General features: G+C 71.8%; 18 protein-coding genes. 9 read left to right on the forward strand and 9 right to left on the reverse strand.

What is annotated here, in order from left to right:
* The first annotated feature begins 53 nt into the window (after positions 1 to 53).
* From K244_RS0108670 to K244_RS0108700, 7 genes are all read left to right on the forward strand, one after another.
* Positions 54 to 401, forward strand: coding sequence for a DUF6867 family protein (locus K244_RS0108670; RefSeq protein WP_020185862.1), 348 nt, complete (start codon positions 54 to 56; stop codon positions 399 to 401).
* A gap of 130 nt (positions 402 to 531) precedes the next feature.
* Entirely contained in the window at positions 532 to 1,632 is a 1,101-nt protein-coding gene (locus tag K244_RS0108675) for a branched-chain amino acid ABC transporter substrate-binding protein (RefSeq protein WP_020185863.1), read from the forward strand.
* Between the two features lie 126 nt (positions 1,633 to 1,758).
* Complete coding sequence (locus tag K244_RS0108680) at positions 1,759 to 2,154, forward strand: DUF423 domain-containing protein (protein ID WP_036306437.1); 396 nt, start codon at positions 1,759 to 1,761, stop codon at positions 2,152 to 2,154.
* Positions 2,151 to 3,113 carry a ribokinase gene (locus tag K244_RS0108685; protein ID WP_020185865.1) on the forward strand — a complete coding sequence of 321 codons (963 nt, stop codon included), beginning with the start codon at positions 2,151 to 2,153 and terminating at the stop codon, positions 3,111 to 3,113. The genes K244_RS0108680 and K244_RS0108685 overlap by 4 nt, the downstream gene beginning before the upstream one ends.
* 55 nt (positions 3,114 to 3,168) lie before the next feature.
* Complete coding sequence (locus tag K244_RS0108690; protein ID WP_020185866.1) at positions 3,169 to 3,972, forward strand: enoyl-CoA hydratase-related protein; 804 nt, start codon at positions 3,169 to 3,171, stop codon at positions 3,970 to 3,972.
* Positions 3,973 to 4,061: 89 nt separating this feature from the next.
* Positions 4,062 to 6,698: an aminopeptidase N gene (gene pepN, locus K244_RS0108695; protein ID WP_020185867.1), complete on the forward strand. Its 2,637-nt coding sequence runs from the start codon at positions 4,062 to 4,064 to the stop codon at positions 6,696 to 6,698.
* Between the two features lie 187 nt (positions 6,699 to 6,885).
* Positions 6,886 to 9,195, forward strand: coding sequence for an ATP-binding protein (locus K244_RS0108700; RefSeq protein ID WP_020185868.1), 2,310 nt, complete (start codon positions 6,886 to 6,888; stop codon positions 9,193 to 9,195).
* 6 nt (positions 9,196 to 9,201) lie between these two features.
* Here K244_RS0108700 and K244_RS0108705 read toward each other — a convergent pair whose 3' ends face one another.
* The 8 genes from K244_RS0108705 to ccmI all read right to left on the reverse strand — a co-directional run bounded on the left by K244_RS0108705 (position 9,202) and on the right by ccmI (position 20,569).
* Positions 9,202 to 12,156 carry a bifunctional [glutamine synthetase] adenylyltransferase/[glutamine synthetase]-adenylyl-L-tyrosine phosphorylase gene (locus tag K244_RS0108705; RefSeq protein ID WP_020185869.1) on the reverse strand — a complete coding sequence of 985 codons (2,955 nt, stop codon included), beginning with the start codon at positions 12,154 to 12,156 and terminating at the stop codon, positions 9,202 to 9,204.
* Positions 12,157 to 12,236: 80 nt separating this feature from the next.
* A complete protein-coding gene (locus tag K244_RS0108710; RefSeq protein ID WP_020185870.1) occupies positions 12,237 to 13,682 on the reverse strand; it encodes a HAMP domain-containing sensor histidine kinase in 1,446 nt (481 codons plus the stop codon).
* Complete coding sequence (locus tag K244_RS0108715; RefSeq protein WP_020185871.1) at positions 13,666 to 14,358, reverse strand: response regulator transcription factor; 693 nt, start codon at positions 14,356 to 14,358, stop codon at positions 13,666 to 13,668. Before K244_RS0108715 ends, K244_RS0108710 begins: the two co-directional genes overlap by 17 nt.
* 228 nt (positions 14,359 to 14,586) lie before the next feature.
* Positions 14,587 to 16,182: a Do family serine endopeptidase gene (locus K244_RS0108720; RefSeq protein WP_155931651.1), complete on the reverse strand. Its 1,596-nt coding sequence runs from the start codon at positions 16,180 to 16,182 to the stop codon at positions 14,587 to 14,589.
* 130 nt (positions 16,183 to 16,312) lie between these two features.
* Positions 16,313 to 16,759: a cytochrome c-type biogenesis protein gene (locus tag K244_RS0108725; protein WP_020185873.1), complete on the reverse strand. Its 447-nt coding sequence runs from the start codon at positions 16,757 to 16,759 to the stop codon at positions 16,313 to 16,315.
* 167 nt (positions 16,760 to 16,926) lie between these two features.
* Positions 16,927 to 18,912: a heme lyase CcmF/NrfE family subunit gene (locus K244_RS0108730; RefSeq protein ID WP_020185874.1), complete on the reverse strand. Its 1,986-nt coding sequence runs from the start codon at positions 18,910 to 18,912 to the stop codon at positions 16,927 to 16,929.
* Positions 18,909 to 19,436, reverse strand: coding sequence for a cytochrome c maturation protein CcmE (gene ccmE / locus K244_RS0108735; RefSeq protein WP_020185875.1), 528 nt, complete (start codon positions 19,434 to 19,436; stop codon positions 18,909 to 18,911). Before ccmE ends, K244_RS0108730 begins: the two co-directional genes overlap by 4 nt.
* 11 nt (positions 19,437 to 19,447) lie before the next feature.
* Positions 19,448 to 20,569 (reverse strand): c-type cytochrome biogenesis protein CcmI, encoded by a 1,122-nt coding sequence (gene ccmI / locus K244_RS0108740; protein WP_020185876.1) that lies wholly within the window; start codon positions 20,567 to 20,569, stop codon positions 19,448 to 19,450.
* Between the two features lie 303 nt (positions 20,570 to 20,872).
* Between ccmI and K244_RS0108745 the strand changes: the two genes are divergently transcribed.
* Both K244_RS0108745 and K244_RS0108750 read left to right on the forward strand, forming a co-directional pair.
* On the forward strand, positions 20,873 to 21,952 hold the full coding sequence (locus K244_RS0108745; RefSeq protein ID WP_020185877.1) for an FAD-dependent oxidoreductase: 1,080 nt from the start codon (positions 20,873 to 20,875) through the stop codon (positions 21,950 to 21,952).
* Positions 21,949 to 23,649, forward strand: coding sequence for a 2Fe-2S iron-sulfur cluster-binding protein (locus K244_RS0108750; protein ID WP_081761452.1), 1,701 nt, complete (start codon positions 21,949 to 21,951; stop codon positions 23,647 to 23,649). Before K244_RS0108745 ends, K244_RS0108750 begins: the two co-directional genes overlap by 4 nt.
* Positions 23,650 to 23,712: 63 nt before the next feature.
* Here K244_RS0108750 and K244_RS0108755 read toward each other — a convergent pair whose 3' ends face one another.
* The gene (locus K244_RS0108755) at positions 23,713 to 24,186 is read right to left on the reverse strand and encodes a glycine zipper 2TM domain-containing protein (RefSeq protein ID WP_020185879.1); all 474 of its coding nucleotides are present in this window, start codon (positions 24,184 to 24,186) and stop codon (positions 23,713 to 23,715) included.
* Positions 24,187 to 24,222: the final 36 nt, after the last annotated feature.

The raw sequence follows: 24,222 nt of genomic DNA on the forward strand, positions 1-24,222 counted from the left end.
ACCCCCACCCCGACCCTCCCCGCAAGGGGGAGGGAGAAGGAAGGGCGCTCGCCATGGGGCTGATCTGGGAGATCTCGCTCGCCGAGTTCCTGTTCGTGACCGTGTTTCTCGGCGGCGGCGCGGCGTGGCTCGCGGGCCGCGCCGTCGCCGGCTCGTGGGAGCCGGCCTGGAAGGCGGCGGCCTGGATGATCCCGCTCGCGGCGGCGGTGCGCTTCATCCACTACGCGCTGTTCAGCGGCAGCTTGCTGACGCTTCACTATTACGCCGTCGACCTTGTGGTGCTGGTGGTGCTGGCGCTCGCCGGGCATCGCGTCCGGCTCGTGAGGCAGATGACGCGGCAGTACGACTGGCTCTACGAGAGCGCCGGCCCCTTCGCCTGGCGCGCCAAGGCCGGCCGATGACGAGGTTCCGGCCAGCCCTCGCGCGATCGTCGCGTGACAGGCCGCCGGCGACGCGCAATCAATGGACGGCGCGCGGGCGGCGAGATCCGCGGACGTCCGGAACAGCCTTTCGCATCAGGGGAGAATTCTCATGAAGACGCGTCTTACAGCCGGTCTGATGACCGGTCTTGCGCTGGCGCTCGCGACGCCGGCCTACGCGGACGTCACGATCGCGGTGGTGGGTCCGATGACGGGCTCCAACGCCGTCTACGGCGGCCAGATGCGCAACGGCGTCGAGCAGGCCGTGGCGGACATCAACGCCGCGGGCGGCGTCAACGGCGAGAAGCTGGTGCTGAAGGTGGGCGACGACGCCTGCGACCCGAAGCAGGCGGTCAACGTCGCCAACCAGATGGCCGGCGAGAAGGTCAAGTTCGTGGTCGGGCACTACTGCTCGGGCTCGTCGATCCCGGCCTCCGCGGTCTACGCCGAGGAAGACATCATCGAGATTTCGCCGGCTTCGACCAACCCGGTGTTCACCGACAAGCGCGCGGGACCGTCAATCTACCGCATCTGCGGCCGCGATGACCAGCAGGGCGCCGTCGCCGGCAAGTACATCGCCGAGAACTTCAAGGGCAAGAAGGTCGCGATTCTTCACGACAAGTCGGCCTACGGCAAGGGCATCGCCGACGAGACGCTGAAGGCGCTGCAGGCGGCCGGCGGCAAGGAGACCCTCTACGAGGCGATCACCGCGGGCGAAAAGGACTACTCCGCGCTGGTCTCCAAGCTGAAGCAGGCCGGCGTCGAGGTCATCTATCTCGGCGGCTACCACACCGAAGGCGGCCTCCTCGTCCGTCAGCTGCGCGAGCAGGGCGTGAACGCGCCGCTGATCGGCGGCGACGCGCTCGCCACCAGCGACTTCTGGGCCATCACCGGCAAGGCCGGCGAAGGCACCCTGTTCACCTTCCCGCCGGACCAGCGCAAGCTGCCCTCCGCGGCGGAAGTCGTCGCCAAGTTCAAGGCCAAGAACTTCGACCCGCAGGGCTACACGCTCTACAGCTACGCCGCCGTGCAGATCTACGCGGACGCGCTGAAGGCCGCGAAGTCCTCCGAGACCGAGAAGGTGCTGGCGGAGATGAACAAGGCCGACTTCAAGACCATCGTCGGCGACGTGAAGTTCGACGAAAAGGGCGATCCGACGGTCGCGGGCTACGTGTTCTACGAGTTCAAGGACGGCTCCTACGTCGAGAAGTGACGTCGGCCGGCTGACCCTGCCGAGGCCCGCCTTCCGAGGCGGGCCTTTTTCGTTTGGAGGAAGCGTCGACCGCCTGGGCGCGCAACCGCCATTGCCAAGCGCGGCGAAGCGGGGACAATGCGCGCCATGTCGCTTGCCCCCTCCCGTTCCGCGCTCCTCCTCGTCATCTTCGCCGGGCTCTACGGCGCCGCAGGCGTCGCGCTCGCGGCGGTCGCGGCGCACCGCGTCGACAGTCCCCTGCTCGGGACCGCGTCGAACTTCCTGATGCTGAACGCCGCCGCGCTCGTCGCGCTGGCGGCGGCGGCCCAGGTCTTCGCGGCCGGCGCCCGGCTCACCGTTCCCGCCTGGGCGATCGCGCTCGGCACGCTGCTGTTCTGCGGCGACCTCACGCTGCGCGCGCTGAACGGCGCCAGCCCTTCGCCCATGGCCGCGCCGACCGGCGGAACGCTGATAATCCTCGGCTGGCTCGGCGTCGCGATCGGCGCGGTCCTCGCCGCCCTTCGACGGCCCGCGGCCCCGTGAGCCGAGCGCGCGTCGCCGTCCTCGGCATCTTCGCGGCGGATCTGGTGTTCCGCGCGGACAGGCTTCCGAAACTCGGCGAGACGCTACTCGCGGACGGCTTCTCGCTCGGCGCCGGCGGCAAGGGCTCGAACCAGGCGATCGCAGCGGCCAGGGCCGGCGCGGATGCGGCGCTGATCACGCGCATCGGCGCCGACCCCTTCGCTGCGGTCGCCCGATCGGAATGGGCAGCGGCCGGGGTCGACGCCGGCTCGGTCGTCACGGACCGCGGCCGCCCGACCGGCGCGGCCTTTATTTTCGTTCAGTCGCAGGGGGGTGAGAACGCCATCATCGTCGAGCCCGGCGCCGCGGGGGCGCTTTCGGCGGAGGACGCGGAAACCGCGCGCGACGTCATCGCCGGCGCGCGCGTGTTCATGACCCAGCTGGAACAGCCAATCGGGGCCGCGCGCGCGGGCCTCCGGATCGCCCGCAGCGCCGGCGTCGCGACCCTGCTCAATCCCGCGCCCGCAGCGCCCCTCGACGACGCCCTGCTGGGGCTCTGCGACTACCTCACGCCCAACGAGAGCGAGGCGCAGGCGCTGACCGGCGTCGCCGTCGCCACCCTCGACGACGCGCGGCGGGCCGGCGAAGCCTTGATCGCCCGCGGCGTGGGCTGCGCCGTGGTGACGCTCGGGGCGCGCGGCGCGCTCGTCCATGGGCCGGGCGTCTCCGAGATCGCGCCGGCGCTCGACGCCGGCCCTGTCGTCGACACCACCGGCGCGGGAGACTGCTTCGCCGGAGCGTTCGCCGCAGCGCTCGCCGAGGGCCGCCCGCCGCTCGACGCCGCACACTTCGGCTGCGCCGCCGCGGGCCTCTCGGTCACGCGACCGGGCGCCGGGCGCTCGATGCCGACGCGCGCGGAGATCGACGCGCTGCTCGATCGCCAGCCCCGGCTTGCGCCCCAGCCTCGGCTTGCGCCCTGAGACGGAACGCCGTCTCGTAGCGTGACGTCGATCGACACAGCAGGACCGCGCGACCATGGGCGAAACCTCTTCCGAGCCGAGCCTCTTCGTCGAGCGCCGCGGCGCCGTCGCGCTGTTCACGCTCAACCGGCCGTCGCGCATCAACGCCTTCACGCCGGAGCTGCTAGCCGCGCTCGCCTCCGCCTTCGACGCGGCGGAGACCGACGCCGGGGTGCGCGCCATCGTGATCACCGGCGCCGGCAGGGGCTTCTGCTCAGGCCAGGACATCGGGCTGATCGCGACGCTGCCGCCGGAAGAGCGCGACGTCGGCCGCATCCTCCGCGACTTCTACGAGCCGGTGGTCGCCAAGATGCGCGCCTCGCCGTTGCCCGTGGTGGCCGCTGTGAACGGCGTCGCGGCCGGCGCGGGCGCGAACTTCGCGCTGCTGGCGGACATCGTCGTCGCGGGCCGCTCGGCCGAGTTCGTCGAGGCCTTCGTGAAGATCGGCCTGGTGCCGGACGTCGCCGGCTCCTGGACGCTGCCGCGGCTGGTGGGCGCGGCCCGCGCCAAGGCGCTCGCGTTGCTCGCCGAGCCGATCAAGGCGGAGACGGCGGAGGCCTGGGGGCTGATCTGGAAGGCGGTCGACGACGACCGGCTGCTGGACGAAGCCGTGGCCATCGCCGAACGGCTGGCCGGCCAATCGGCGAGCGCGACCGCTTTGACCAAGCGCTTGCTGAACGCGTCCGCCGGCAACGACCTCGACGCCCAGCTCGCGCTGGAGCGGGAGTTGCAGACGGAGGCCGCGGCCTCCGCCGACCACGCCGAAGGCGTCCGCGCCTTCATGGAGAAGCGCCCGCCGCGCTGGTCCGAGAGGAGTTGAGCGTCGGCGCGGCGGCGTCCGCCTTGCGCCCGCCCGCGCCGCAGGCCTAAACCGAACGCCCTGATTCCCTCTTGTCCGACGGAGCTTCCATGCGCGCCGAGGATCCTCAACTCGTACGTCTCGCCGACTATCGCCCGTCGGACTTCCTGATCGATACGGTCGATCTCGACGTGAACCTCGACCCGCACGCGACGCGGGTGACGGCGCGGCTCAGGGTTCGGCCGAACCCCGAGGGGCGCGAAAACGCGACGCTCTCGCTCGACGGCGACGAGCTCAAGCTGGTCTCGGTCGCGATCGACGGCGCCGAACTCGAGGCCGACGCGATCGACGTTTCGCCGGAGCGGCTCAGCATCGCCAACCCGCCGCGCGGACCGTTCGAGCTCACGATCGTCACCGAGATCGACCCCACGGCGAACACGCGCCTGATGGGCCTCTACCGCTCCAATGCCTCCTACACGACGCAGTGCGAGGCCGAGGGCTTCCGCCGCATCACCTACTTCCTCGACCGGCCGGACGTGCTCGCGGTCTACACCACCCGCATCGAGGGGCCCGCCGACGAGACGCCGCTGCTGCTGTCGAACGGCAATTTGGTCGAAACCGGCGACGCGCCCGCCGGCCGCCGGTTCGCGGTCTGGCATGATCCGCATCCGAAGCCGTCCTACCTGTTCGCGCTGGTTGCGGGCGACCTCGCCAAGGTCTCCGACACCTTCGTCACCCAGTCCGGCCGCACGGTCGCGGTGGAGGTGTTCGTCGAGCACGGCAAGGAGGATCGCGCGCCCTACGCCCTCGACGCCATCAGGCGCTCCATGCGCTGGGACGAGGAGGTATTCGGCCGGGAGTACGATCTCGACGTCTTCATGGTCGTCGCCGTCTCGCACTTCAACATGGGCGCGATGGAGAACAAGGGCCTCAACGTCTTCAATGACAAGTACGTGCTGGCGAGTCCGGAGACCGCGACCGACGGCGACTACGCCAACATCGAAGCGATCATCGCCCACGAATACTTCCACAACTGGACGGGCAACCGCATCACCTGCCGCGACTGGTTCCAGCTGTGCCTGAAGGAAGGCCTCACCGTGTTCCGCGACCAGGAGTTCACCTCCGACACGCGGTCGCGGCCGGTGAAGCGCATCCAGGACGTCCGCAACCTGCGCGCGGCGCAGTTCGCCGAGGACTCCGGCCCCCTCGCCCACCCCGTGCGGCCCCAGGCCTACGCCGAGATCAACAACTTCTACACGCCGACGGTCTACGAGAAGGGCGCCGAGGTCATCCGCATGCTGAAGGTCCTGATCGGGCCGGAAGCGTTCAAGGCCGGCATGAACCTCTACTTCGACCGCCACGACGGCCAGGCCTGCACCATCGAGCAGTTCATCGCCTGCTTCGCGGAGGTCTTCGGGCGCGACCTCGGCCAGTTCATGCTCTGGTACCATCAGGCCGGAACGCCCGAGGTGACGGTCCGCACGGCCTACGACGCGGAGGCCAAGACCTTCACGGTGACGGCCGCGCAGCGCGTACCGGCCACCCCGGGTCAGCCGAACAAGCAGCCCGCCGTCATTCCGATGGTCACGGGCCTCGTGGCTCCGGACGGCGCCGACCTGCCGCTGGTGATCGGCGGGGCCCCCGCTGGCCCTGTGTTCGCTCTCACCGAGGCCGAAACGACGCTCGTGTTCGAGCAGGTTCCCGCGCGCCCCGCGGCTTCGCTGTTCCGCAACTTCTCGGCGCCGGTGAAGCTCTCGACCGATCTCTCGGACGACGAGCTGCTGTTCCTCGCGAAGGCCGATTCCGACCCCTTCAATCGGTGGCAGTCCGGCCAGACGGTCGCGCTGCGCAACCTCGTCGCCCGTGTCGGCGCGCTGCGCGCCGGCGCGCCCGCGCCGGAGGAGCCGCGGCTGGCGGAAGCGGTCGCCCGCGCCTTTGATCCGGCCGAGACCGACCACGCCTTCGCGGCTCAGGTGGCGGCGCTCCCGAGCGAGGGCGACGTCGCCCGCGAGATCGGCGAGGACGTCGACCCCGATGCGATCCACGCCGCCCGCGCGGCGCTGAAGCTCGACCTCGCCCGCCGGCTCGCGGGCCCGCTCGCGGCCGCCTTCGAGCGGCTGGTCGACGAAGGCCCCTATTCGCCGGACGCGGCCTCCGCCAGCCGACGCGCGCTGAAGATCTCGGCGCTCGACTATCTCGCCGCCGGCGGCGCGCCCGAGGGCGTCGCCCGCGCCAAGGCGCTCTACGACGGCGCGACCAACATGACCGATCGCATCATGGCGCTGCAGGTGCTGTCGCTCTCGGCCTCGGACGCGCGCGACGCCGCGCTCGCCGACTTCCACGACCGCTACAAGAGCGATCCCCTGCTGATCGACAAATGGTTCCTGATCCAGGCCTCAGCGCCGCTGCCGGACACGCTGGACCGGGTGCGCGCGCTGATGACGACGCCCGCCTTCGACATCCGGAACCCCAACCGCGTGCGCTCGCTCGTCGGAGCCTTCGGCTCCGGCAACCCGACGCAGTTCAACCGCGTGGACGGGCTGGGATACGCCTTCGTGGCGGAGGTGGCGCGGGAGCTGAACGGGACGAAGCCGCAGGTCGCGGCGCGCCTCCTCGGCGCGTTCAAGACCTGGCGGGCGCTGGAGCCGGTCCGGCGCGGCAAGGCCGAGGCCGCGCTTCGCGACGTCGCCGCCGCGCCCGACCTGTCGCCGGACGTCGGCGACATCGTCCGCCGCGCGCTCGGATGAATCGCCCATTCGGTCAAGTGATTCATCCGACTCACATTTTTCGTCTGCCCTCTCAAAAGTAATTAACCGTGGGTTAATTCGCACTAGACAGCCCCGGCAGGTATTGATTCTAATAGCCAAGTCGAATCGGGCTGTCGGGATTATCTCCGGTCGACGTCATCACTCGTCGATCGGAAGGACACACGCGATGGCGCGCGCCAACGTGGCAGGCATGCCTGCGCGCAGCTTCAGCGTAAAAGGCGTGGCGCGGTCTCTTGGTCGCCCCGCCTACCGTCGCCTGCTCTCCGCCGAACCCCTCCTTCGCAAGCTCGTTCCTGGGCTGATCATCGCCTTCCTGCTGATCGTCGGCGTGGGCGCGGTGATGCAGACCATCGACGCCCGCGCCCGCGCCCTGCGCGCCGCGGCGGACGAGATGTCGATGCTGGCGGCCGTCGCGGCCTATGAGGCGCCGCCGGTCATGGAGCGCGGCGGCGACGTCGGGCGACGTCTCGGCGCCGTGCTTCCCGGCAACGCCGGCGAGCGGGGTCGGCGCTACTACATCTCCGATGAAAGCGGCCGCATCGTCGCCGCCTATGGCGCGCCCGAGGGATCGCTGCCGGCCGACCTCGTCACCCTGCTCGGCGCGGCGCAACCGCTGACCACCTTCGGCGAGCGCGCCGGCGTGATGACGCTGACGCTGCCCGATGGCGCGCCGGCCCTCGCGACGGTGCGCAATCTCGGCCAGGGACGGCTCGGCCAGGTCGCCATGGTCCAGAACGTCGAGGCGGCGCTGGAGCCCTGGCGCTCCGCGACCGCGAGCTCGGTCACCCTCTACGCCTCCACCAGCTTCGTGCTGGCGCTGCTCGGCGTCGCCTTCCACTGGCAGTCCGCCCGCGCTCGGCAAGCCGACCAGATCTACGATCACGTCCGCCAGCGGATCGACACGGCGCTGTCGCGCGGCCGCTGCGGCCTGTTCGACTGGGACATCGCCCGCGGCCGCATCTTCTGGTCGCGCTCGCTGTTCGAGCTGCTTGGTTATCCCCCCCGCGACGAGCTGGTGTCGTTCGGCGAGTTCAACGCCCTGATCCATCCCGACGACGGCGACTTCTACGCCCTCGCCGACGAGGTCGCCCGCGGCGTCACGACCAACATCGACCGCATGTTCCGGGTGCGCGACGCCCGCGGCCAGTGGATCTGGCTCCGCGCCCGCGCCGAGCTGGTGCGCAACCGCGGCGACGACGGCCCGCGGCTGATCGGCATCTGCGTCGACGTCACCGAACAGCGCGCGCTGCAGGAGCGCACGGCCACCGCCGACATGCGCCTGCGCGACGCAATCGAGACAATCTCCGAAGCCTTCGTGCTGTGGGACAGCGAAAACCGCCTCGTGATGTGCAACTCGAAGTTCCAGCAGCTCTATGAGCTGCGCGAGGAGGCCATCCTGCCGGGCGCCCACCGCGAGGCGATCATCGCCGCGGGACGGCAGCCGGTGATCCTCAACCACGTGAAGCCGGACGGCCGCATCGAGGAAGGCGCGCGCACCTACGACGCGCAGATCGAGGACGGCCGCTGGCTGCACATCAACGAGCGTCGCACCAAGGACGGCGGCTTCGTCTCGGTCGGCACCGACATCACCTCGCTGAAGCGCCAGGAAGAGCGGCTGATGGAGAGCGAGCGGGCGCTGATGGCGAACGTCGCCGACATGCGCAAGTCGCGCCAGACGCTTGAGGTCCAGGCCCAGCAGCTCGCCGACCTCGCCGAGAAATACGCCGAGCAGAAGAGCCAGGCCGAAAGCGCCTCGAAAGCCAAATCCGACTTCCTGGCCAACATCTCGCACGAGCTCCGGACGCCGCTGAACGCCATCATCGGCTTCTCCGAGATCATGGAGAGCGGCATGTTCGGGCCGCTGGGCTCCGACAAGTACCATGAGTACTGCCGCGACATCCGCGAGAGCGGCCAGCACCTGCTGGACGTCATCAACGACGTGCTCGACATGTCGAAGATCGAGGCCGGCCGTTTCCGCCTGACGCACGAGACCATCGACATCGACAAGGTCGTGCTGGAGGCCATGCGCGTCATCACGCCCCGCGCCGAGGAGAAGTCGATCGCGCTCCGGGCCGAGGCCGCGACCGGCGTGACGGTCGAGGTCGACCGCCGGGCGCTGAAGCAGATCCTGCTGAACCTGCTGTCGAACGCGGTGAAGTTCACGCCCGCCGGCGGCCGGGTGACGGTGCGCACCCGCGCGGTGGGCGGCGCGCTCAACCTCTACATCGAAGACACCGGCATCGGCATCCCGAAGGACGCGCTGCCGAAGCTCGGGCGGCCGTTCGAGCAGGTCGAGAGCCAGTTCTCCAAGAGCCACAAGGGCTCCGGCCTCGGCCTCGCCATCTCCCGCTCGCTCACCGAACTCCACGGCGGCACCATGCGCATCCGCTCGACCCTTCAGGTCGGCACCGTCGTCCTCGTCCGACTGCCGGTCCGCGCCGACCGGGCGATCGAGCCCGAAGAGAAGATCGCCTGAGGGCGTTCAGCTCCCCGCTAGAACCCGTTTCGTCGCGGCCCGCACCGCCGCCTGCGCCTCCTTCAACGTCGCCTGCAAGGTCCGGAAGTCCGGCGCGTTGGCCGCGCGGGCGAGCCGCAGCTTGAGGCCGGCCGGGGCGTTCGCGGGGTCGAAGGCGCCGTCGATCGCGAGCTTGACGATCTGCGTCAGGTCCTGCTGCAGGCGGCCGCCCGCGGCCAGCGCCTCGTAGTCCTCGTCGTCGAGAACGCCGAGCCGACGCGCCTCCGCAAGCGCCCCCAAGGTCGAGGCCCGCAGGATCTCGGGGCGCTCCTGCGCGTGAACGAGTTGCAGCGCCTGCGCCGCGAACTCGACGTCGACGAGCCCGCCCGGCGCGTGCTTCAGGTTCCAGGGGCCGCCGCCGCCCTTCTCCTTGTCGAGAAGCGATCGCATCTCGCGGACGTCCGCGAGCGCCTTCGTCCGGTCATGGGGCGCGCAGAGCGCCGCCGCGATTGCGGCCTCCACCTTGCGGCGGAACGCCTTGGGCCCCGCGACCACGCGCGCCCGCGACAGAGCCATGTGCTCCCAGGTCTCGGCGTCTTCGGCCTGATAGGTCTCGAACGCCTTCAGCCGCGTCGCCAACGGCCCGGCGCGGCCGGAAGGGCGCAGCCGCACGTCGACCTCGTAGAGCACGCCCTCGCTCGTGGGCGCCGACAGCGCCGAGACGAGCCGCTGGGTCAGCCGCGCGAAGTACTGGCTCGCGGCGAGCGGCCGCGGCCCGTCGCTCTCCGTCGCCTCGTCGGGGTGGTCGTAGAGCAGGATCAGGTCGAGATCGGAGGCCGCCGTCATCTCCTCGCCGCCGAGCTTGCCGAGCGCGACCACCGCGGCCGCGCCGCCGGGGACGCGGCCGTGCGCCTTCCGAAGCTCCGTCTCCACCGCCGCGAACAGCGCCGTCGTCAGCGCGTCCGCGATGCGCGAGAAGGCGGCCGGGGCCTGCTCCACCGGCACGACGCCCGCCGCCAGCCGCAGGGCCACCAGCGTCTTGAGCTCCTGCCCCGCGATCCGCGCGCGGTCGAGCAGGTCCTCGTAGGAGCGCGCCTCGGACAGCGCGTCCGCGATCCGGGCGTCGAGCTCCGCCCGGTCCGGCAGATGGCCGAAAAACGCCGGATCGGTCAGCGCGTCGAGCACCCGCGGCCGGCGCGCGAGCGTCTCGCCGAGCTTCGGCGCGGCGCCGAGCACATCGGCGAGCAGCTCGAGGATGTTCGGATTGGCGCGGATGAGCGCGAGCAGCGCGACGCCCGAGCGCGTGCGCTCCAGCGCCTTGTCGAAGGCGAACAGCGCGGCGTCGGGGCGGCCGGACCGCGAAAAGGCGACCAGCATGGCGGGCACGAGCTCGGTCAGGAGCTCCCGGGCGCGGGCGGAGCGCATGGCCTCGTAGCGGCCGTGGTGCCAGCCCCGCACGATCGCGGAGACCGACGACGGCTCCGCATAGCCCAGACCTTTCAGCGTCGCGAGCGTACCGGGGTCATCCGCCTCGCCGGTGAACACCAGGTTGCCGACGTCGGCGGCTAGCGGCGGGGCGTCCTCGAACAGCTTGGCGTAGTGCTTCTGAACCGTCTTAAGCCGCTTCGTCAGCGCCTTCGCGAAGGCGTCGCGGGAAGCGAAGCCCGCGAAGCGGGCGAAGGCCGCAAGCAGCTCCGGGTCCTCCGGCAGGGAGTGGGTCTGCGCGTCGTCGACCATCTGCAGCCGGTGCTCGATCGTCCGCAGGAAGCCGTAGGCCTCGCCCATCTCGTCCCGCGCCGCATCGGTGATCCACCCGGCGTCGTTAAGCTTCGCGAGGCCCTCGATCGTCCCGCGCGTTTGCAGCTCGGGGTCGCGTCCGCCCGCGACGAGCTGCTGGGTCTGCACGAAGAACTCGATCTCCCGGATTCCGCCGCGGCCGAGCTTGAGGTTGTGCCCCTCCACCGCGATCGCGCCGTGGCCCTTGTGGGCGTGGATCTGGCGCTTCATGGCGTGGATGTCGGAGATCGCGGCGTGATCGAGCGAGCGGCGCCAGATGAAGGGCCGCAGCTCCTTCAGGAACGACTCGCCGGCCACGTGGTCGCCCGCGACCACGCGCGCCTTGATCATGGCGGCCCGCTCCCAATTCTGGCCGACCGTCTCGTAGTAGGACATGGCCGCGTCGCGGGAGAGCGCGACCGGCGTCGCGCCGGGGTCCGGCCGTAGGCGCAGGTCGACGCGCGCGACGTAGCCGTCCGCCGTGCGCTCCTGCAGCAGCTTGGCCATGCTCTGGATGACCCGCACGAACAGCGTGACGGCTTCCTCGCCCTCGGCGACCGGCGCGACCAGCGGGTCGAAGAACACGACGAGGTCGACGTCGGAGGAGTAGTTCAGCTCGCGGGCGCCGAGCTTGCCCATCCCGAGCACGAACAGCCCGGAGCCGGTCTCAGGGTTCGCGATGTCCGGAAGGCTCAGCTTGCCCGAGGCCGCCGCCTCCCGCAGCGCGAAACGCAGCGCCGCCCGGATCGCCGCGTCCGCGACATCGGACAGGGCGCGCGTGACCGCGTCGGCCCCCCATACGCCGCCAAGGTCGGCCAGCGCGATGAGCAGCGCGGCCTCCGCGCGGCCACGGCGGAGCGCACGCGCGAGCGCGACGCGGTCGTCGCCCGCCGAGGCCTGGCCCAGGTCGTCGACGATGGCGGCGACGCGCGCCTCGGGCTCCGCCGTGAACAGCGCGGCAGCCTGCGCGGGGTCGCGCTGGATCAACCCCCAGAGGAACGGCGAGCCGTCGGCCACTGCCTCGAGCAGTGCTCGGGCCTCCGGCGTGGCGGCGGCGTCCTCCAGCTCGGGCGCCTCGCGGAGGATCGCGGCCACGGCGGCGCGGGCGGCCTTCCGATCCGCCGGCCCCGTCGCGGGCGCCAGCCTCGCCATCAACGCGCGGTCGTCATGCGACGTGGCGGGCGCGGCCGTCTTGCGTGCGGTCATCGCCTGTCCTCCCTTTTGCGCGACCTTAGCAGCAGGGCGTCCAAGGGAGACATAGCCAAAGGCGTGATCGCGGGCGCCCGCTACTCCGCCGCCTGTGCGCCGGCGCTCGCCGCGGGCGCGGGCAAGACCGCAGCCGCCGGCGGCGGCAGCGCCTGGGACTGGATCGGCAGGGTCAAGACCGCGCGCAGACCCGGTTCGTTGTCGGCCAGCGTGAACGCGCCGCCGTGAAGCCGGGCGACCGCAGAGACCAGAGCGAGCCCCAGTCCGGACCCGGGCTTCGAGCGCGAGGTGTCCAGCCGCACGAAGCGCTCGACCGCGCGGGCCTTGTCGGCGTCGGCGATGCCCGGACCCCGGTCCGCCACGACGATGACCGCGCGGTCGCCCTCGACGCTCGCGGTCACCCGCACTTCGCCGTTCGCGCCGCCGTAGTTGAGCGCGTTCTCGATCAGGTTCGCGACGGCCTGGCCGATCAGCTCGCGGTTGCCGAGCGCCCAGATCGGCTGGGGCGTCGCGACCTCGAGCCGGACGCCGCGCTCCTCGGCGGAGGGCTCGTAAAGCTCCGCGACGCTGCCCGCGATGTCGGCCAGATCGACGGTCGCGAGCTGGTCGCGGGCGCCGCCGGATTCGGCGCGGGCGATCAGCAGCAGCGCGTTGAAGATGCCGAGCATCGCGTCGGTGTCGGCGATCACGCGCTCCATCGCGCCGGCCCAGTCGTCCTCGCTCCGGGCGTCGCGCAGCGCGGATTCCGCGCGGTTGCGGAGCCGGTTCAGAGGCGTCTTGAGGTCGTGGGCGATGTTGTCGGAGACCTCCTTCAGCCCCGCCATCAGCTCGTTGATGCGGTCGAGCATGGCGTTGGTGGCCTGGGCGAGGCGGTCGAACTCGTCGTCGGAGCCGGTGACGGCGAGCCGGCCGGAGAGGTCGCCGGCCATGATGCCGCGCACCGTGTCGGTCATGGCGTCAATGCGGTTCAGCACCCGCCGCGCGACGAAGACGCCGCCGGCGAGGCCGAGCACGATGACGAGCGCCAGCGACCACTGCACCGCGTTGGCGATGACGCCGGAGAGACGCTCGCGCTCCTCGGTGTCGCGGCCGACGAGCAGGCGGTAGCCGCCGGGCAGGACGAACACGCGCACGACCGCGGGATAGGGCGCGACCGCGCTCTCGCCCGCGCGCTGGTAGGGCAGCTCCCGCTCGCCCTGCTCCGCCAGCGCCGCGTCCGGCAGGCCCACGACGTTGCCGGCCAGCACGTCGCCGGCGAAGGTGGTGAGCAGGTAGAGCGTGCCGGCGCCGCGGTTGGAGCGCTCCTCCACCGTCGCCACCAACTTGCGGATGCCGCCCTGGCGATACTGCTCGGCGAGGCCGGTGATCTCGGCGTTGACGGTGGCGTTGAGCTGGGCGGCGATCAGCGCGTTCGCGTGCCACGACACATAGGCCAGAACCACGACGGAGAGCGTCGCGAACACGACGAGATAGGCGAGCGCCAGCCGGAAGGCCGTGGTGCGGAGAAGCTTACCGAGCGCCGTCACGTATCACGTACCCCGCTCCGCGCACGGTGTGCAGCAGCGGCTTGTCGAAGCCCTTGTCGATCTTCGAGCGCAGCCGCGAGACGTGCACGTCGATGACGTTGGTCTGCGGGTCGAAATGATAGTCCCAGACGTTCTCGAGCAACATGGTGCGCGTTACGACCTGCCCGGCGTTGCGCATGAGGTACTCCAGCAGCCGGAACTCGCGGGGCTGGAGCACGATCTCCTGGCCGGCGCGCGCGACGGTGTGGGACAGCCGGTCGATCTCGAGATCGCCGACCCTGTAGACCGTGTCGCCGGCGCCCGCCGCGCCGCGCCGCGCGAGCGCCTCGACTCGGGCCAGCAGTTCGGCGAAGGCGTAGGGCTTGGTGAGGTAATCGTCGCCGCCGGCGCGCAGCCCGTCGACGCGATCGTCGACCTGGCCGAGCGCGGAGAGGATCAGGACCGGCGTCGTCGCGCCCTCGGCGCGCAACCGCCCGATCAGCGACAGGCCGTCGAGCTTCGGCAGCATGCGGTCGACGACGAGCACGTCGTAGTTCGACGCGGACGCGAGGGCGTAGCCGTCGAGGCCGTCGGCCGCGTGGTCGGCGACATGACCGGCCTCGGTCAGGGCCTTGACGACATAGGCCGCGGCTTCGCGGTCGTCTTCGACGATCAGGAGCTTCATGGCCGTGGTCATGGCGCGCCTTTCAGGCCGCCGCAAGCGCGTTCGCGAGCGCTGGCCCAGAAGCTTGAACGAGGGTGGAAAAAGGACCCTCCGGAGGAAGAGGGGTCGAACCTCCGGAGGGCCTATCGGGCGACGAAGAGCGGACGGTCACGGGACACAACCGTCCGCCGGTCGCCTGCGGAAGACCGGGCGTCGTCGACGGGGGGATGACGCCTCAGGTCCCCGCGTCAGACGCGGGACTTATCCGCGGCCGATCTCGATGGCGACGAAGCGCGTGGCGTCGCCGCGCTTGACGCGGAGCAGGACCGACTTCTTGCCGCCCTTCTGGGCGGCGTCGAGCGAAGCGGTCACGTCACGGGCGCTGGACACCTCGCGGTCGCCGACCTGCAGGATGAGGTCGCCGGACTCGAGCTTGCCGGCGGCCGAGCCGTCGTCGTCGACGCCGGTGACCACAAGGCCCTTGTCGCCCGAACCCGCGACCTTCGACGCCGGCGTCACCTGGATGCCGAGCTTGACGTTGGCGGACGGCTCGCCGCTGTCCTCGTCGTCCGGGGTCTTGAGCGAAGCCTCCTGGGTCTCGGGCAGCTTGCCGAGCGTAAGCTCGGTGGTCTGCTCGCGGCCGTCGCGCCAGTAGGTGAGTTGCACCTTAGTGCCCGGCGCCATGCCGCCGATCTTGCGCGACAGGTCGCGCGCGGCCTCGACGGTCTCGCCGTTGACCTTGAGGATCGTGTCGCCGGACTTCAGGCCGGCCTGCTCGCCCGGGGTGCCTTTCTGAGCCTCCGCGACCAGCGCGCCTTCCGCCTTCTTGAGGCCGAGGCTGTCGGCGATGTCCTCGGTGACCGGCTGGATCTGCACGCCGATGTAGCCGCGTGCGACCTTGCCCTCGGACTTCAGCTTCTGGACGATGTCGGAGGCCACCTCGGACGGGATCGAGAAGGCGATACCGACGTTGCCGCCGGACGGCGAGTAGATCGCGGTGTTCACGCCGACGACTTCGCCCTTCAGGTTGAAGGTCGGGCCGCCGGAGTTGCCGTGGTTCACGGCGGCGTCGATCTGCAGGAAGTCGTCATAGGGTCCGGCGCCGATGTCGCGGCCGCGGGCCGAGACGATGCCGGCCGTCACGGTTCCGCCGAGGCCGAACGGGTTGCCGACCGCGAGCACCCAGTCGCCGACCTTGGTGTCCTTGGCGCTGTCGAACTTCACGAAGGGGAAGTCCTTCTTCGCGCCGTCGATCTTGAGCAGCGCGAGATCGGTGCGGCTGTCGGTGCCGACCACCTTGGCCTTCAGCGTGTCGCCGCCGTCGGTCAGCACTTCGACGTCCTGACCGCCCTGCACGACGTGGTTGTTCGTCACGACATAGCCGTCGGCCGAGATGAAGAAGCCCGAGCCCTGCGACATGCCGAATTTGCGCGGCGACCGCTTCGGACCGCCCTGGCCTTCGCCCTGCTGGCCAAACTGCTTGAAGAAGCGCTTCAGCGGGTGGTCGTCGGGAAGCTGGTCGAGGCCGGGGATCGAACCGGGACCGGACTGCGGGCCCTGCTGCGGGCCGCTGTCGTCGCCGCCGGCGACCTTGGTCGGGTCGACGCCCTTCACCCGCACGCTCACCACCGCGGGCTTCACCCGCTCGATGATGCCCGAGAAGCTCGGAAGCGCCGGCGCGGGAGCCGGGTTGATCTCGGTCGATTGCGCGAAGGCCGGCGCGACGGCGGTCGTCAGCGCCTGGCCGCCCAGCGCGCCGGCGACGCCCAACGCCAGCGCGGAGACGAGAAGGGTCTTGCGTCCGCGCAACAGGGCGCTACGCGGCGTTTTGAAGTTGAAGTCCGGTTCAGTCGACATCGTGAGCGTCTCTCCGCAGAGGTGATCCTGCAGGGCCATATGGGCCTTCGGAGCGAGACATTCAGCCCGTGCGCCTTACGCGAGCCTGTCGGGCGGATGAATTGTGCGTAAGCCGCGAAATCGCCTTGATTCAGACGGTCCGGGAGGCGTCGCGGTCTTCGGCGAGCAACGCCTCGAGCCGCGCGCGCTCCTCCGCGGTCAGGGCGCCGGCGGTCCCGTCGCGCCGGCGCGAGCGGAGAGCCCAGACGAGATAGCCCGCGAGCCCAACGACCAGCACGCCCGGCGCGAACAGCCAGAGCAGCGCGGTGTCCGTGCGGAAGCGCGGCTTCAGCAACACGAACTCGCCGTAACGATCCACGAGGAAATCGAGGACTTGGGCGTCGCTGTCGCCGGCCTTGATCCGCTCCCGCACCAGGAGCCGCAGGTCCTTGGCGAGGAGCGCGTCGCTGTCGTCGATCGACTGGTTCTGGCAGACCATGCAGCGCAGTTCGTAGCTCAGCGCGCGCGCGCGGGACTCGAGCGCCGGGTCGGGGAGCTCCTCGCCGGGCTGGACTGCAAAGGCGGGAAGCGTCGTCACCGCCGTGAGGACGACCGCGAGCGTTATCCCGCGTGCATGCTTCGAGACGCGCCTGCGGCGCTCCTCAGCATGAGGAGACCTGCGCTGGTCGATCCTGGCCCCGCCCTTCTCATGCTGAGGAGCCCGCGGAGCGGGCGTCTCGGAGCGCGCGCTCGGCCGGGACCGCGTCATTCCGCCGGCTGCAGCGCGGGCGAAGGCCGTGCTGCCTTGCGCGGCGCGCCGACCCTGAGGCGGCGGTCAGCCAGGGACAGAAGGCCGCCGAAGGCCATCACGATCGAACCGAGCCAAATCAACGTCACGAGCGGCTTGTAGGTGATGCGCAGCGCCGTCTTGCCGTCGCCGCGCTCCTCGCCCATCGCCGCGTAGAGCTGCGAAACGCCGAAGGTGGCGATGCTCGATTCCGTCAGGTCCATCTTGCGCGCGGTGTAGAGCCGGCGCGCCGGCTCCAGCCGGGCGACCTCGACTCCGCCCTCGCGGACCACGAGTTCGGCCGCGGTCGTGCGGTAGTTCGGTCCCGGCCGCTGCTCGACGCCTTGGAACGCGATCTGCCGGCCCGCGAAGTCGATCTGCTCGCCCGGCCGCATCGCCAGCACGACCTCGCTCGACCATGCGGTGGCGGCCACGACGCCGAGCAGCGTGACGCCCATGCCGGCGTGGGCGAAGGCCCCGCCCCAACTGGACGACGGCAGGCCCTTGGCGCGACGGACGCTTTCCGCCGCCGGCGCGCGGAACAGCTTGGTCCGCTCCATGACCTCGGAGAAGCCGCCCACGATCGCGAACAGCGCGAGGCCGACGCCGAGCGCCGCGAGCGTCGGACCGCCCTGCACGAAGCCCGCGACCAGTACGGTGGCGAGCACCGCGACGCCGACGGCGCCGACCATGCCGCGCGCCGCCCGCGTCGCGTCGCCGCGCTTCCAGGCGAGCAACGGCGCGAACGGCATCACCAGCATGATCGGCAGCATCAGCGGCCCGAAGGTGTTGTTGAAGAACGGCGGGCCGACCGAGATCTTCTCGCCGGTCACCGCCTCGAGCGCGAGCGGGTAGAGCGTGCCCACGAAGACGGCGGCGGTGGCGGCGGTCAGGAACAGGTTATTAAGAACCAGCGCGCCCTCGCGCGACACCGGCGCGAAGATCCCGCCCTGCTTCAGCGCCGGCGCCCGGATGGCGTAGAGCGCCAGGCTGCCGCCGACGAAGACCGCCAGGATGATCAGGATCGCGACGCCGCGTGCGGGATCGACCGCGAAGGCGTGGACCGAGGTCAGCACGCCCGAGCGGACGAGGAAGGTGCCGAGCAGCGACAGCGCGAAGGTCAGCAGCGCGAGCAGGATCGTCCAGACCTTCAGCGCGTCGCGTTTCTCCATCACGACGGCTGAATGCAGCAGCGCGGTGCCGGAGAGCCAGGGCATCAGCGAGGCGTTCTCGACCGGGTCCCAGAACCAGAAGCCGCCCCAGCCGAGCTCGTAATAGGCCCAGTAGGAGCCCATCGCGATGCCGAGCGTCAGGAACAGCCAGGCCATCAGCGTCCACGGCCGCACCCAGCGCGCCCAGGCGGCGTCGACCTTGCCTTCGATCAGCGCGGCGACGGCGAAGGAGAACGCCATCGAGAAGCCGACATAGCCGATGTAGAGCAGCGGAGGATGGATCGCGAGGCCGGGATCCTGCAGCAGCGGGTTGAGGTCCTGGCCCTCGAGCGGCGACGGATCAATCCGCGTGAACGGGTTCGACGTCAGCAGCACGAACAGCAGGAAGGCTACGCCGATCATGCCCTGCACGCCGAGCACGTCGGCCTTGAGGCGGTCCGGCAGGTTGCGTCCGAAGGCGGCCACCAGCGCGCCGAACAGCGTGAGGATCAGCACCCAGAGCAGCAGCGAGCCCTCGTGGTTCCCCCACACGCCGGAGATCTTGTAGATCAGCGGCTTCGCCGAATGGGAGTTCTCGATCACGTTCAGGAGCGAGAAGTCCGAGGTCACATAGGCGTGGGTCAGCGCCGCGAAGGAGACGGCGACGAGCGCGAACTGGCCGAGCGCGAGGGGGCTCGCGAGCCCCATAAGCGCGGCGTCGCGGGCGCGGGCCCCCCACACCGGCAGCACCGACTGCAGCAGGGCGAGCGCGAGCGCCAGCACCAGCGCGTAATGGCCGATCTCCGCGATCACTTCGAGGCTCCCTGCGCGGCCGCAGGCGTCGGGCCCGGCGCCTGGCCCTCGTTCCAGAGGCCCTGCGCCTTCAGCCGGTCGGCGACGTCCTTCGGCATGTAGTTCTCGTCGTGCTTGGCGAGCACGTTGTCGGCCTTGAAGCCGCCTTCGGGCTGCACGAAGCCCTCGGTCACCACGCCCTGCCCCTCGCGGAAGAGGTCCGGCAGCAGGCCTGAGTAGGTCACGGTCATGTCGCTGGCGTTGTCGGTCACGACGAAGCGGACCGTGGAGCCCTCGTGGACGATCGAACCGTGCTTCACGAGGCCGCCGAGCCGGAAGCGCTGGCCGGGCGCCACGTCCATCTTGGCGATCTCGCTCGGGGTGCGGAAGAACACGATGGTGTCGTCGAGCGCATAGAGCACGAGCGCTGTCGCCGCCGACAGCACGAGGCCGACCAGCGCGAACAGCGCCATGCGGCGGCGCTTGCGGGACGAGCCGCGGCGGCGGGGCGAAGGAAAAGCGGAGGGCGCGGCGTCGATCGTCATCTCGGTACCCTTTACGCGCCTCGGCCTTCGAGACCAAGCCCAAGGGCCAGCGCCTCCAGCCGGGTCTGGGCCTGCGGATCGGCGGCGAACTTCGCCCGCGCCGACGCCAGCGCCTCGCGCGCCTTGGCCTCGTCGCCCAGCGCCGTGCGCGACCGCACCAGTTTGAGCCATTCGCCGACGTCGCCGCCGTCGGCCGCGAGCCGTTCGCCCAGACGATCCACCATGCCGCGCACCAGCGCCATGCGCTCTTCGGCGGTGCGGGCGACCTGCGCCTCTTCCTGCGACGGCATCGGCAGGGCCGGCGGCGCGGCGAGCCGCTGGAACTCGTCCCTGAGACCCTCGAGGTAGGGCGAGTCCGCCGGCGCCTGCACGTAGAGCGGCTTCAGCCGGTTCAGCGCCCCGGCGCGGTCCCCGTCCTGCGCCGCGGCGCGGGCGAGGTAGACCGCCGCCTTGATCGAGGGCGGCGCGCTCGCGGCCGCGCGCTCGAGCGCGGCGCGGGCGTCGTCGGTCACGACCCCATCGGCCTTGGCGACCAGCGCCTCGCCGAGATTGGCCTCGCGGTCGCCGGAGGAGCCGAGCAGGCGGATCGCCTGCGCGAAGGCCTCCGCCGCGTCGTCATAGCGCCCGAGCCTCATGTAGATCGGGCCGACGACCGACCAGCCGCGGCCGTCGTTCGGGTCCTTCTCCAGCGCCGCTTCGACGCGCGCGACCATCTCGGCGACGTTGTTCCTGTCGACCGGCGCCTGCAGCCGCGCCGCAAGCGGCCGGTCCGGCACATCGGGCCGGCCGAGCGCGCCATAGACGCCCAGCGACACGGCCGGCAGCACCACGAGCGCAGCCGCCGCGGCGATCCGGCGGCGACGCACGGCGGCGGCGGAATCCTGGGCGGCGTTCGATTCTTGCGCGGCCGAAGCCGCGAGCAGTCGCCGGGCGACCTCGGCCCGTGCGGCCTCCGATTCCCGGTCCCCGATCAGTCCACGGGCGTGGTCGCGCACGAGCTCGTCGAGCTGGTCGCGGTAGACCGCCACGTCGCCCGCGCCGGCGTCCACGGCGGCGCGGCGGCGCGCGAGCGGCGCGATCGCCACGAGCGCGGCGGCGCCCGTCATGAGCGCCAGTACGATCCAGAGGGCCATCTTCGGGTCCGTTTCTCCCTATGGGCCACGACATAACGACGCAAGCCCGCCGCGAGAAGCGACATGGGGTCGCGCCACGGGCCTCCCGGCCGCGGAGCCGCCGAGGTTTTCCGCTCCCTTTTAAAATGACTCCGAACGGGGCTGAAGGCGACGAAAGCTCAGGTTAGGATGCCGGCCCGGCTCTCCCCGCGCCGCATGGTTCCGTGGCCCCACGCCGTTGACGACAGAGCATTGACCCTTCACTCGCTGATCGCCCGGTTTCGCCCTCCTCCACCGTCTCTTGCGCTAGAGCCCGCTCCGGCCTTGGCCGACGGCTACGACGTCGTCGTCATCGGCGGCGGCGTGCTGGCGCTCGCCATCGCCCGCGCCTGCGCGCGCCAGGGCGCCGGCGTCGCTCTGCTGGCCCCCGGCGAGATCGCCGCCTCCGCCGCCGAACGGGCGTTTCCGCTGGTGAGGGGCGTCCATCACGATCGCGCGCGCGCCGAGATCCAGGCCGACGCCCCGGCGCATCTCGCCAAGCTGGCGCGGCGGTTGTCGCCGTCGCCCTGGCCCGACGTCGTCGGCTGCCTCACTCTTGCGCCCGACGGCCTCACGCTCGAGGCGCTGCGGCGCGCCTCCGCCGCCGCCAAGCCGCTGGGCGCCCGGTCGTGGATGGTGCCGGCCCAGGAGGCGCAGGCCTTGTCGCCCATGCTCCACGACAACGCCGCGCCCGCGCTGTTCGAGCCCGGCGCGACGGTGCTGTGGCCCGACGCCCTCGCCGCCGCGCTCGGCCGGGACGCCCGCGCCGCAGGAGCGACGCTGCGCGCGAACGCGCCCGCCATGGCGCTGGCGCGCGACGGCGCGGCCGCGGTCGGGGTCGAGATCGACGGCCGCTTCATCCGCGCCGGCGCGGTCGTGCTGGCCGACGACGCCTCGGCGATCCGCCTCGTGCGCGAGGGGCGCGGACGGCTGTCGCTGACGCGGGACGAACGGACGACCTTGGTGACGCAGCCGGGCGCGGCGCCGATCGGCGCCGCGCTGGTCGCCGACGATCTCGCGATCACGCGCGATCTCACCGGCGCGATCACGCTGTCCGGCCCGCTCGGCGCCGAAACGCTCGCCGAGCAGGCGATGCGGCTCGCCCCGTCGCTCGGCCGCCTCGAGATCGCGAGCGCCGAACCCGTCACGGTGTGGCGCGGGGTCGACGGACGCGCTCAGGTGGGGCCGGCGGAGATCGACGGCCTGTGGCTGGCGCTCGGCTTCGGCCGCGACGCGCTGTCGCCGGCGCTGGCGGTCGCCGACCATCTCGCGGCCGAGCTCGCAGGCCGAGCGCGCGACGCGGCGTTCGACGCCTTCGCGCCGACCCGTCGCGCCTCCGCGCGCAATCTGGAGTTCGTCCGATGAGCGGCCCTCACCGCCTTCCCGAGATGGCGTCGGCCCGCTTCGGCGCCGCGGTCGACCGCACCGAACCGATCGGCTTCCGGCTGGACGGGCGGCCGCGCGCCGGCCTCTACGGCGACACGCTCGCGAGCGCGCTGCTTGCGAGCGGGCGGACGGTCTTCGGCCGCAGCGCCCTGCTCGGCCGCCCGCGCGGCCTGACGGCGCTCGGCTTCGACGACGCCGTCGCCTGGGCCGCGGCGGAGGGAGAACGCGACCTGCGGCCCGCAGACGAACTGCTTCTCAGCGAGGGAGCGACGTTCCGGACGTCTGCGGGGCTGAGCGCCGGATCGCCGCTGGGGCTCGGCGCCCGCGCGGCGCTCGGCCCCGAAAGCCGGCTGCCGAGCCTCGGGCGACGGCTGTTCGAGCGCGTGAGCCGGCAGGCGGCGCTGCCGATCGCGGCGACGCGGGAGCTTCCTCCCCGGATGGCCGCCCGGTTCGAGAGCTGCGACGTGCTTGTGATCGGCGCTGGTCTCGCGGGCCTCGCCGCGGCGAAAGCCGCAAGATCCGCGGGGCTCCATGTGCGCGTCGCCGAGGCGAGCCTCCGGGCGGGCGGACTCGCCGACCTTTACGACGGAACGATCGACGGCCTGCCCCCCGCCGCCTGGGTCGCGCAAACGGCCGGCGACCTGGTGGACGGGGGCGCTCTCTGGCTGGGAACGCGCGCCGTACAGGTCGATCGCTCCGGCTCGGTCCATCTGCTGGAGCGCGTGCGCGGCCAGCTCGGGCTGCTGCGCGTCGCGGCCCAGCTCGTGGTGGTCGCGAGCGGCTGGCGCGAGCGGCCGCTGCCGTTCGCGGACAACGACCGCCCCGGCGTCATGCTGGCCACGACTGCGCGCGCCCTCCTGCGCCGCCATGCGGTCGCGCCGGGCGTCCGGGTGGTGGTCGCGACCACAGGCGACGAGGGCTACCGGACCGCCGTCGACCTGAAGGACGCGGGCGTCGAGGTCGAGATGATCCTGGACGCCCGCGACGACCCGCAGGGGCCGGCGGTCGACGTCGCCAAGGCGGCCGGGGTGTCCATGAGCTTCGCGAGCGTCGTGACCGGGGTCGAGACCGACAAGAGCGGCGAGCGGCTGAAGGCGGTGCGCGCGGCGAACCGCGAGGGCGCCGGCTTGGACGGCGGCTTGGGGGCGCGGACGCTGTTTGCGGACGCGCTCGTCGTGTCGGGGGGGCTCGCGGCCCGATCGGAGCTCGGCGAGGCCGGCGATCGCGTGATCGTGGTCGGCTCGGGCTTCAACGCGCGCGACGCGCTGGCCGGCGGCGCCGCGGCGGGCGCCGAAGCCGCGCAACGGCTCGAAGTCGGGCTGGCCGCGGCCCCGCCCGTCGCCGAGATCCCCGCCGACGAGCCCGACGGCGGGCTCGATCTCTACATGGCGGGGCTCGACGCGCAGGCGGCCCGGACGGCCTTCGTCGATTTTGGCGCCGACGTCACCGTGGCCGACGTGGCGGAGGCCGCGGCGATGGGCGTCGACGGGCCGCAGGTCATGGCGCGCTGGCTCGGACTCGGCCGCGGGCCCGACGGCGGCGCCGCCGCGGCCGGCCTCCCGCAGGCCGCCTTCGGCCGGATTCACGGCGAGGCGCCCTCGCCCGCCGGCGAAGTCCAGGGGCCGCGCTGGACGCTGGCGGCGCTGGCCGCCGCCGCGAGCGTCGACCCCTACTGAACAAAAAGCGCCTGCGGGGAGGTCCCCGCAGGCGCTTTCACATCAGCCGCCCATCGGCGCTCGTCAGTCCAGCGGGACCCAGCGGCCGCCGGGGCCGCGGCAGGACTCGCCGCGCTCGACCACCGTCCGGTTGCGGAGATAGATCCGGCGCTCGTAGGTGCGGCAGCGATCGTAGCGGGCGCGGGCGTAGGTCGGGCCGACCACCACCGTGCCGCTGTAGCTCTGGGAGCGCCACTCGTAGGGCCGCCCCTCGTCGCCGCGCTCCAGCGCGTCGTATTCGGCCTCTTCGGCGCGCGCCCGGGCGTCGTCGTCGATCGCAGCCCCGATGCGGTTGCCGAGCAGGCCGCCGAGGCCCGCCCCGATCACGGTCGCCGCCACGCGGCCGCCGCCGCTGCCGATGGTGGAGCCGATGAGCCCGCCGCCGACCGCGCCCGCCACCGTGCCGAACCCCTCGCCCTCGCGGCCGGGGCCGCAGGCCGCCAGCGAGAGCGCGAGAACGCCTGCGGCCGCAAGGGCCGCCGCCTTCGAAAACAACATGAAACCTCCCCGTTCGCCGCCGAATCAGCCCCCTCG

Origin of the sequence: Methylopila sp. 73B (assembly GCF_000526315.1) — a bacterium.
Lineage (GTDB): Bacteria > Pseudomonadota > Alphaproteobacteria > Rhizobiales > Methylopilaceae > Methylopila.

Coding starts and splice junctions, on each gene's coding strand:
- K244_RS0108670 (WP_020185862.1), top strand. CDS start 54: ATGGGGCTGATCTGGGAGATCTCGCTCGCCGAGTTCCTGTTCGTGACC.
- K244_RS0108675 (WP_020185863.1), top strand. CDS start 532: ATGAAGACGCGTCTTACAGCCGGTCTGATGACCGGTCTTGCGCTGGCG.
- K244_RS0108680 (WP_036306437.1), top strand. CDS start 1,759: ATGTCGCTTGCCCCCTCCCGTTCCGCGCTCCTCCTCGTCATCTTCGCC.
- K244_RS0108690 (WP_020185866.1), top strand. CDS start 3,169: ATGGGCGAAACCTCTTCCGAGCCGAGCCTCTTCGTCGAGCGCCGCGGC.
- pepN (WP_020185867.1), top strand. CDS start 4,062: ATGCGCGCCGAGGATCCTCAACTCGTACGTCTCGCCGACTATCGCCCG.
- K244_RS0108700 (WP_020185868.1), top strand. CDS start 6,886: ATGGCGCGCGCCAACGTGGCAGGCATGCCTGCGCGCAGCTTCAGCGTA.
- K244_RS0108705 (WP_020185869.1), bottom strand. CDS start 12,156: ATGACCGCACGCAAGACGGCCGCGCCCGCCACGTCGCATGACGACCGC.
- K244_RS0108715 (WP_020185871.1), bottom strand. CDS start 14,358: ATGACCACGGCCATGAAGCTCCTGATCGTCGAAGACGACCGCGAAGCC.
- K244_RS0108720 (WP_155931651.1), bottom strand. CDS start 16,182: ATGTCGACTGAACCGGACTTCAACTTCAAAACGCCGCGTAGCGCCCTG.
- ccmE (WP_020185875.1), bottom strand. CDS start 19,436: ATGACGATCGACGCCGCGCCCTCCGCTTTTCCTTCGCCCCGCCGCCGC.
- ccmI (WP_020185876.1), bottom strand. CDS start 20,569: ATGGCCCTCTGGATCGTACTGGCGCTCATGACGGGCGCCGCCGCGCTC.
- K244_RS0108750 (WP_081761452.1), top strand. CDS start 21,949: ATGAGCGGCCCTCACCGCCTTCCCGAGATGGCGTCGGCCCGCTTCGGC.
- K244_RS0108755 (WP_020185879.1), bottom strand. CDS start 24,186: ATGTTGTTTTCGAAGGCGGCGGCCCTTGCGGCCGCAGGCGTTCTCGCG.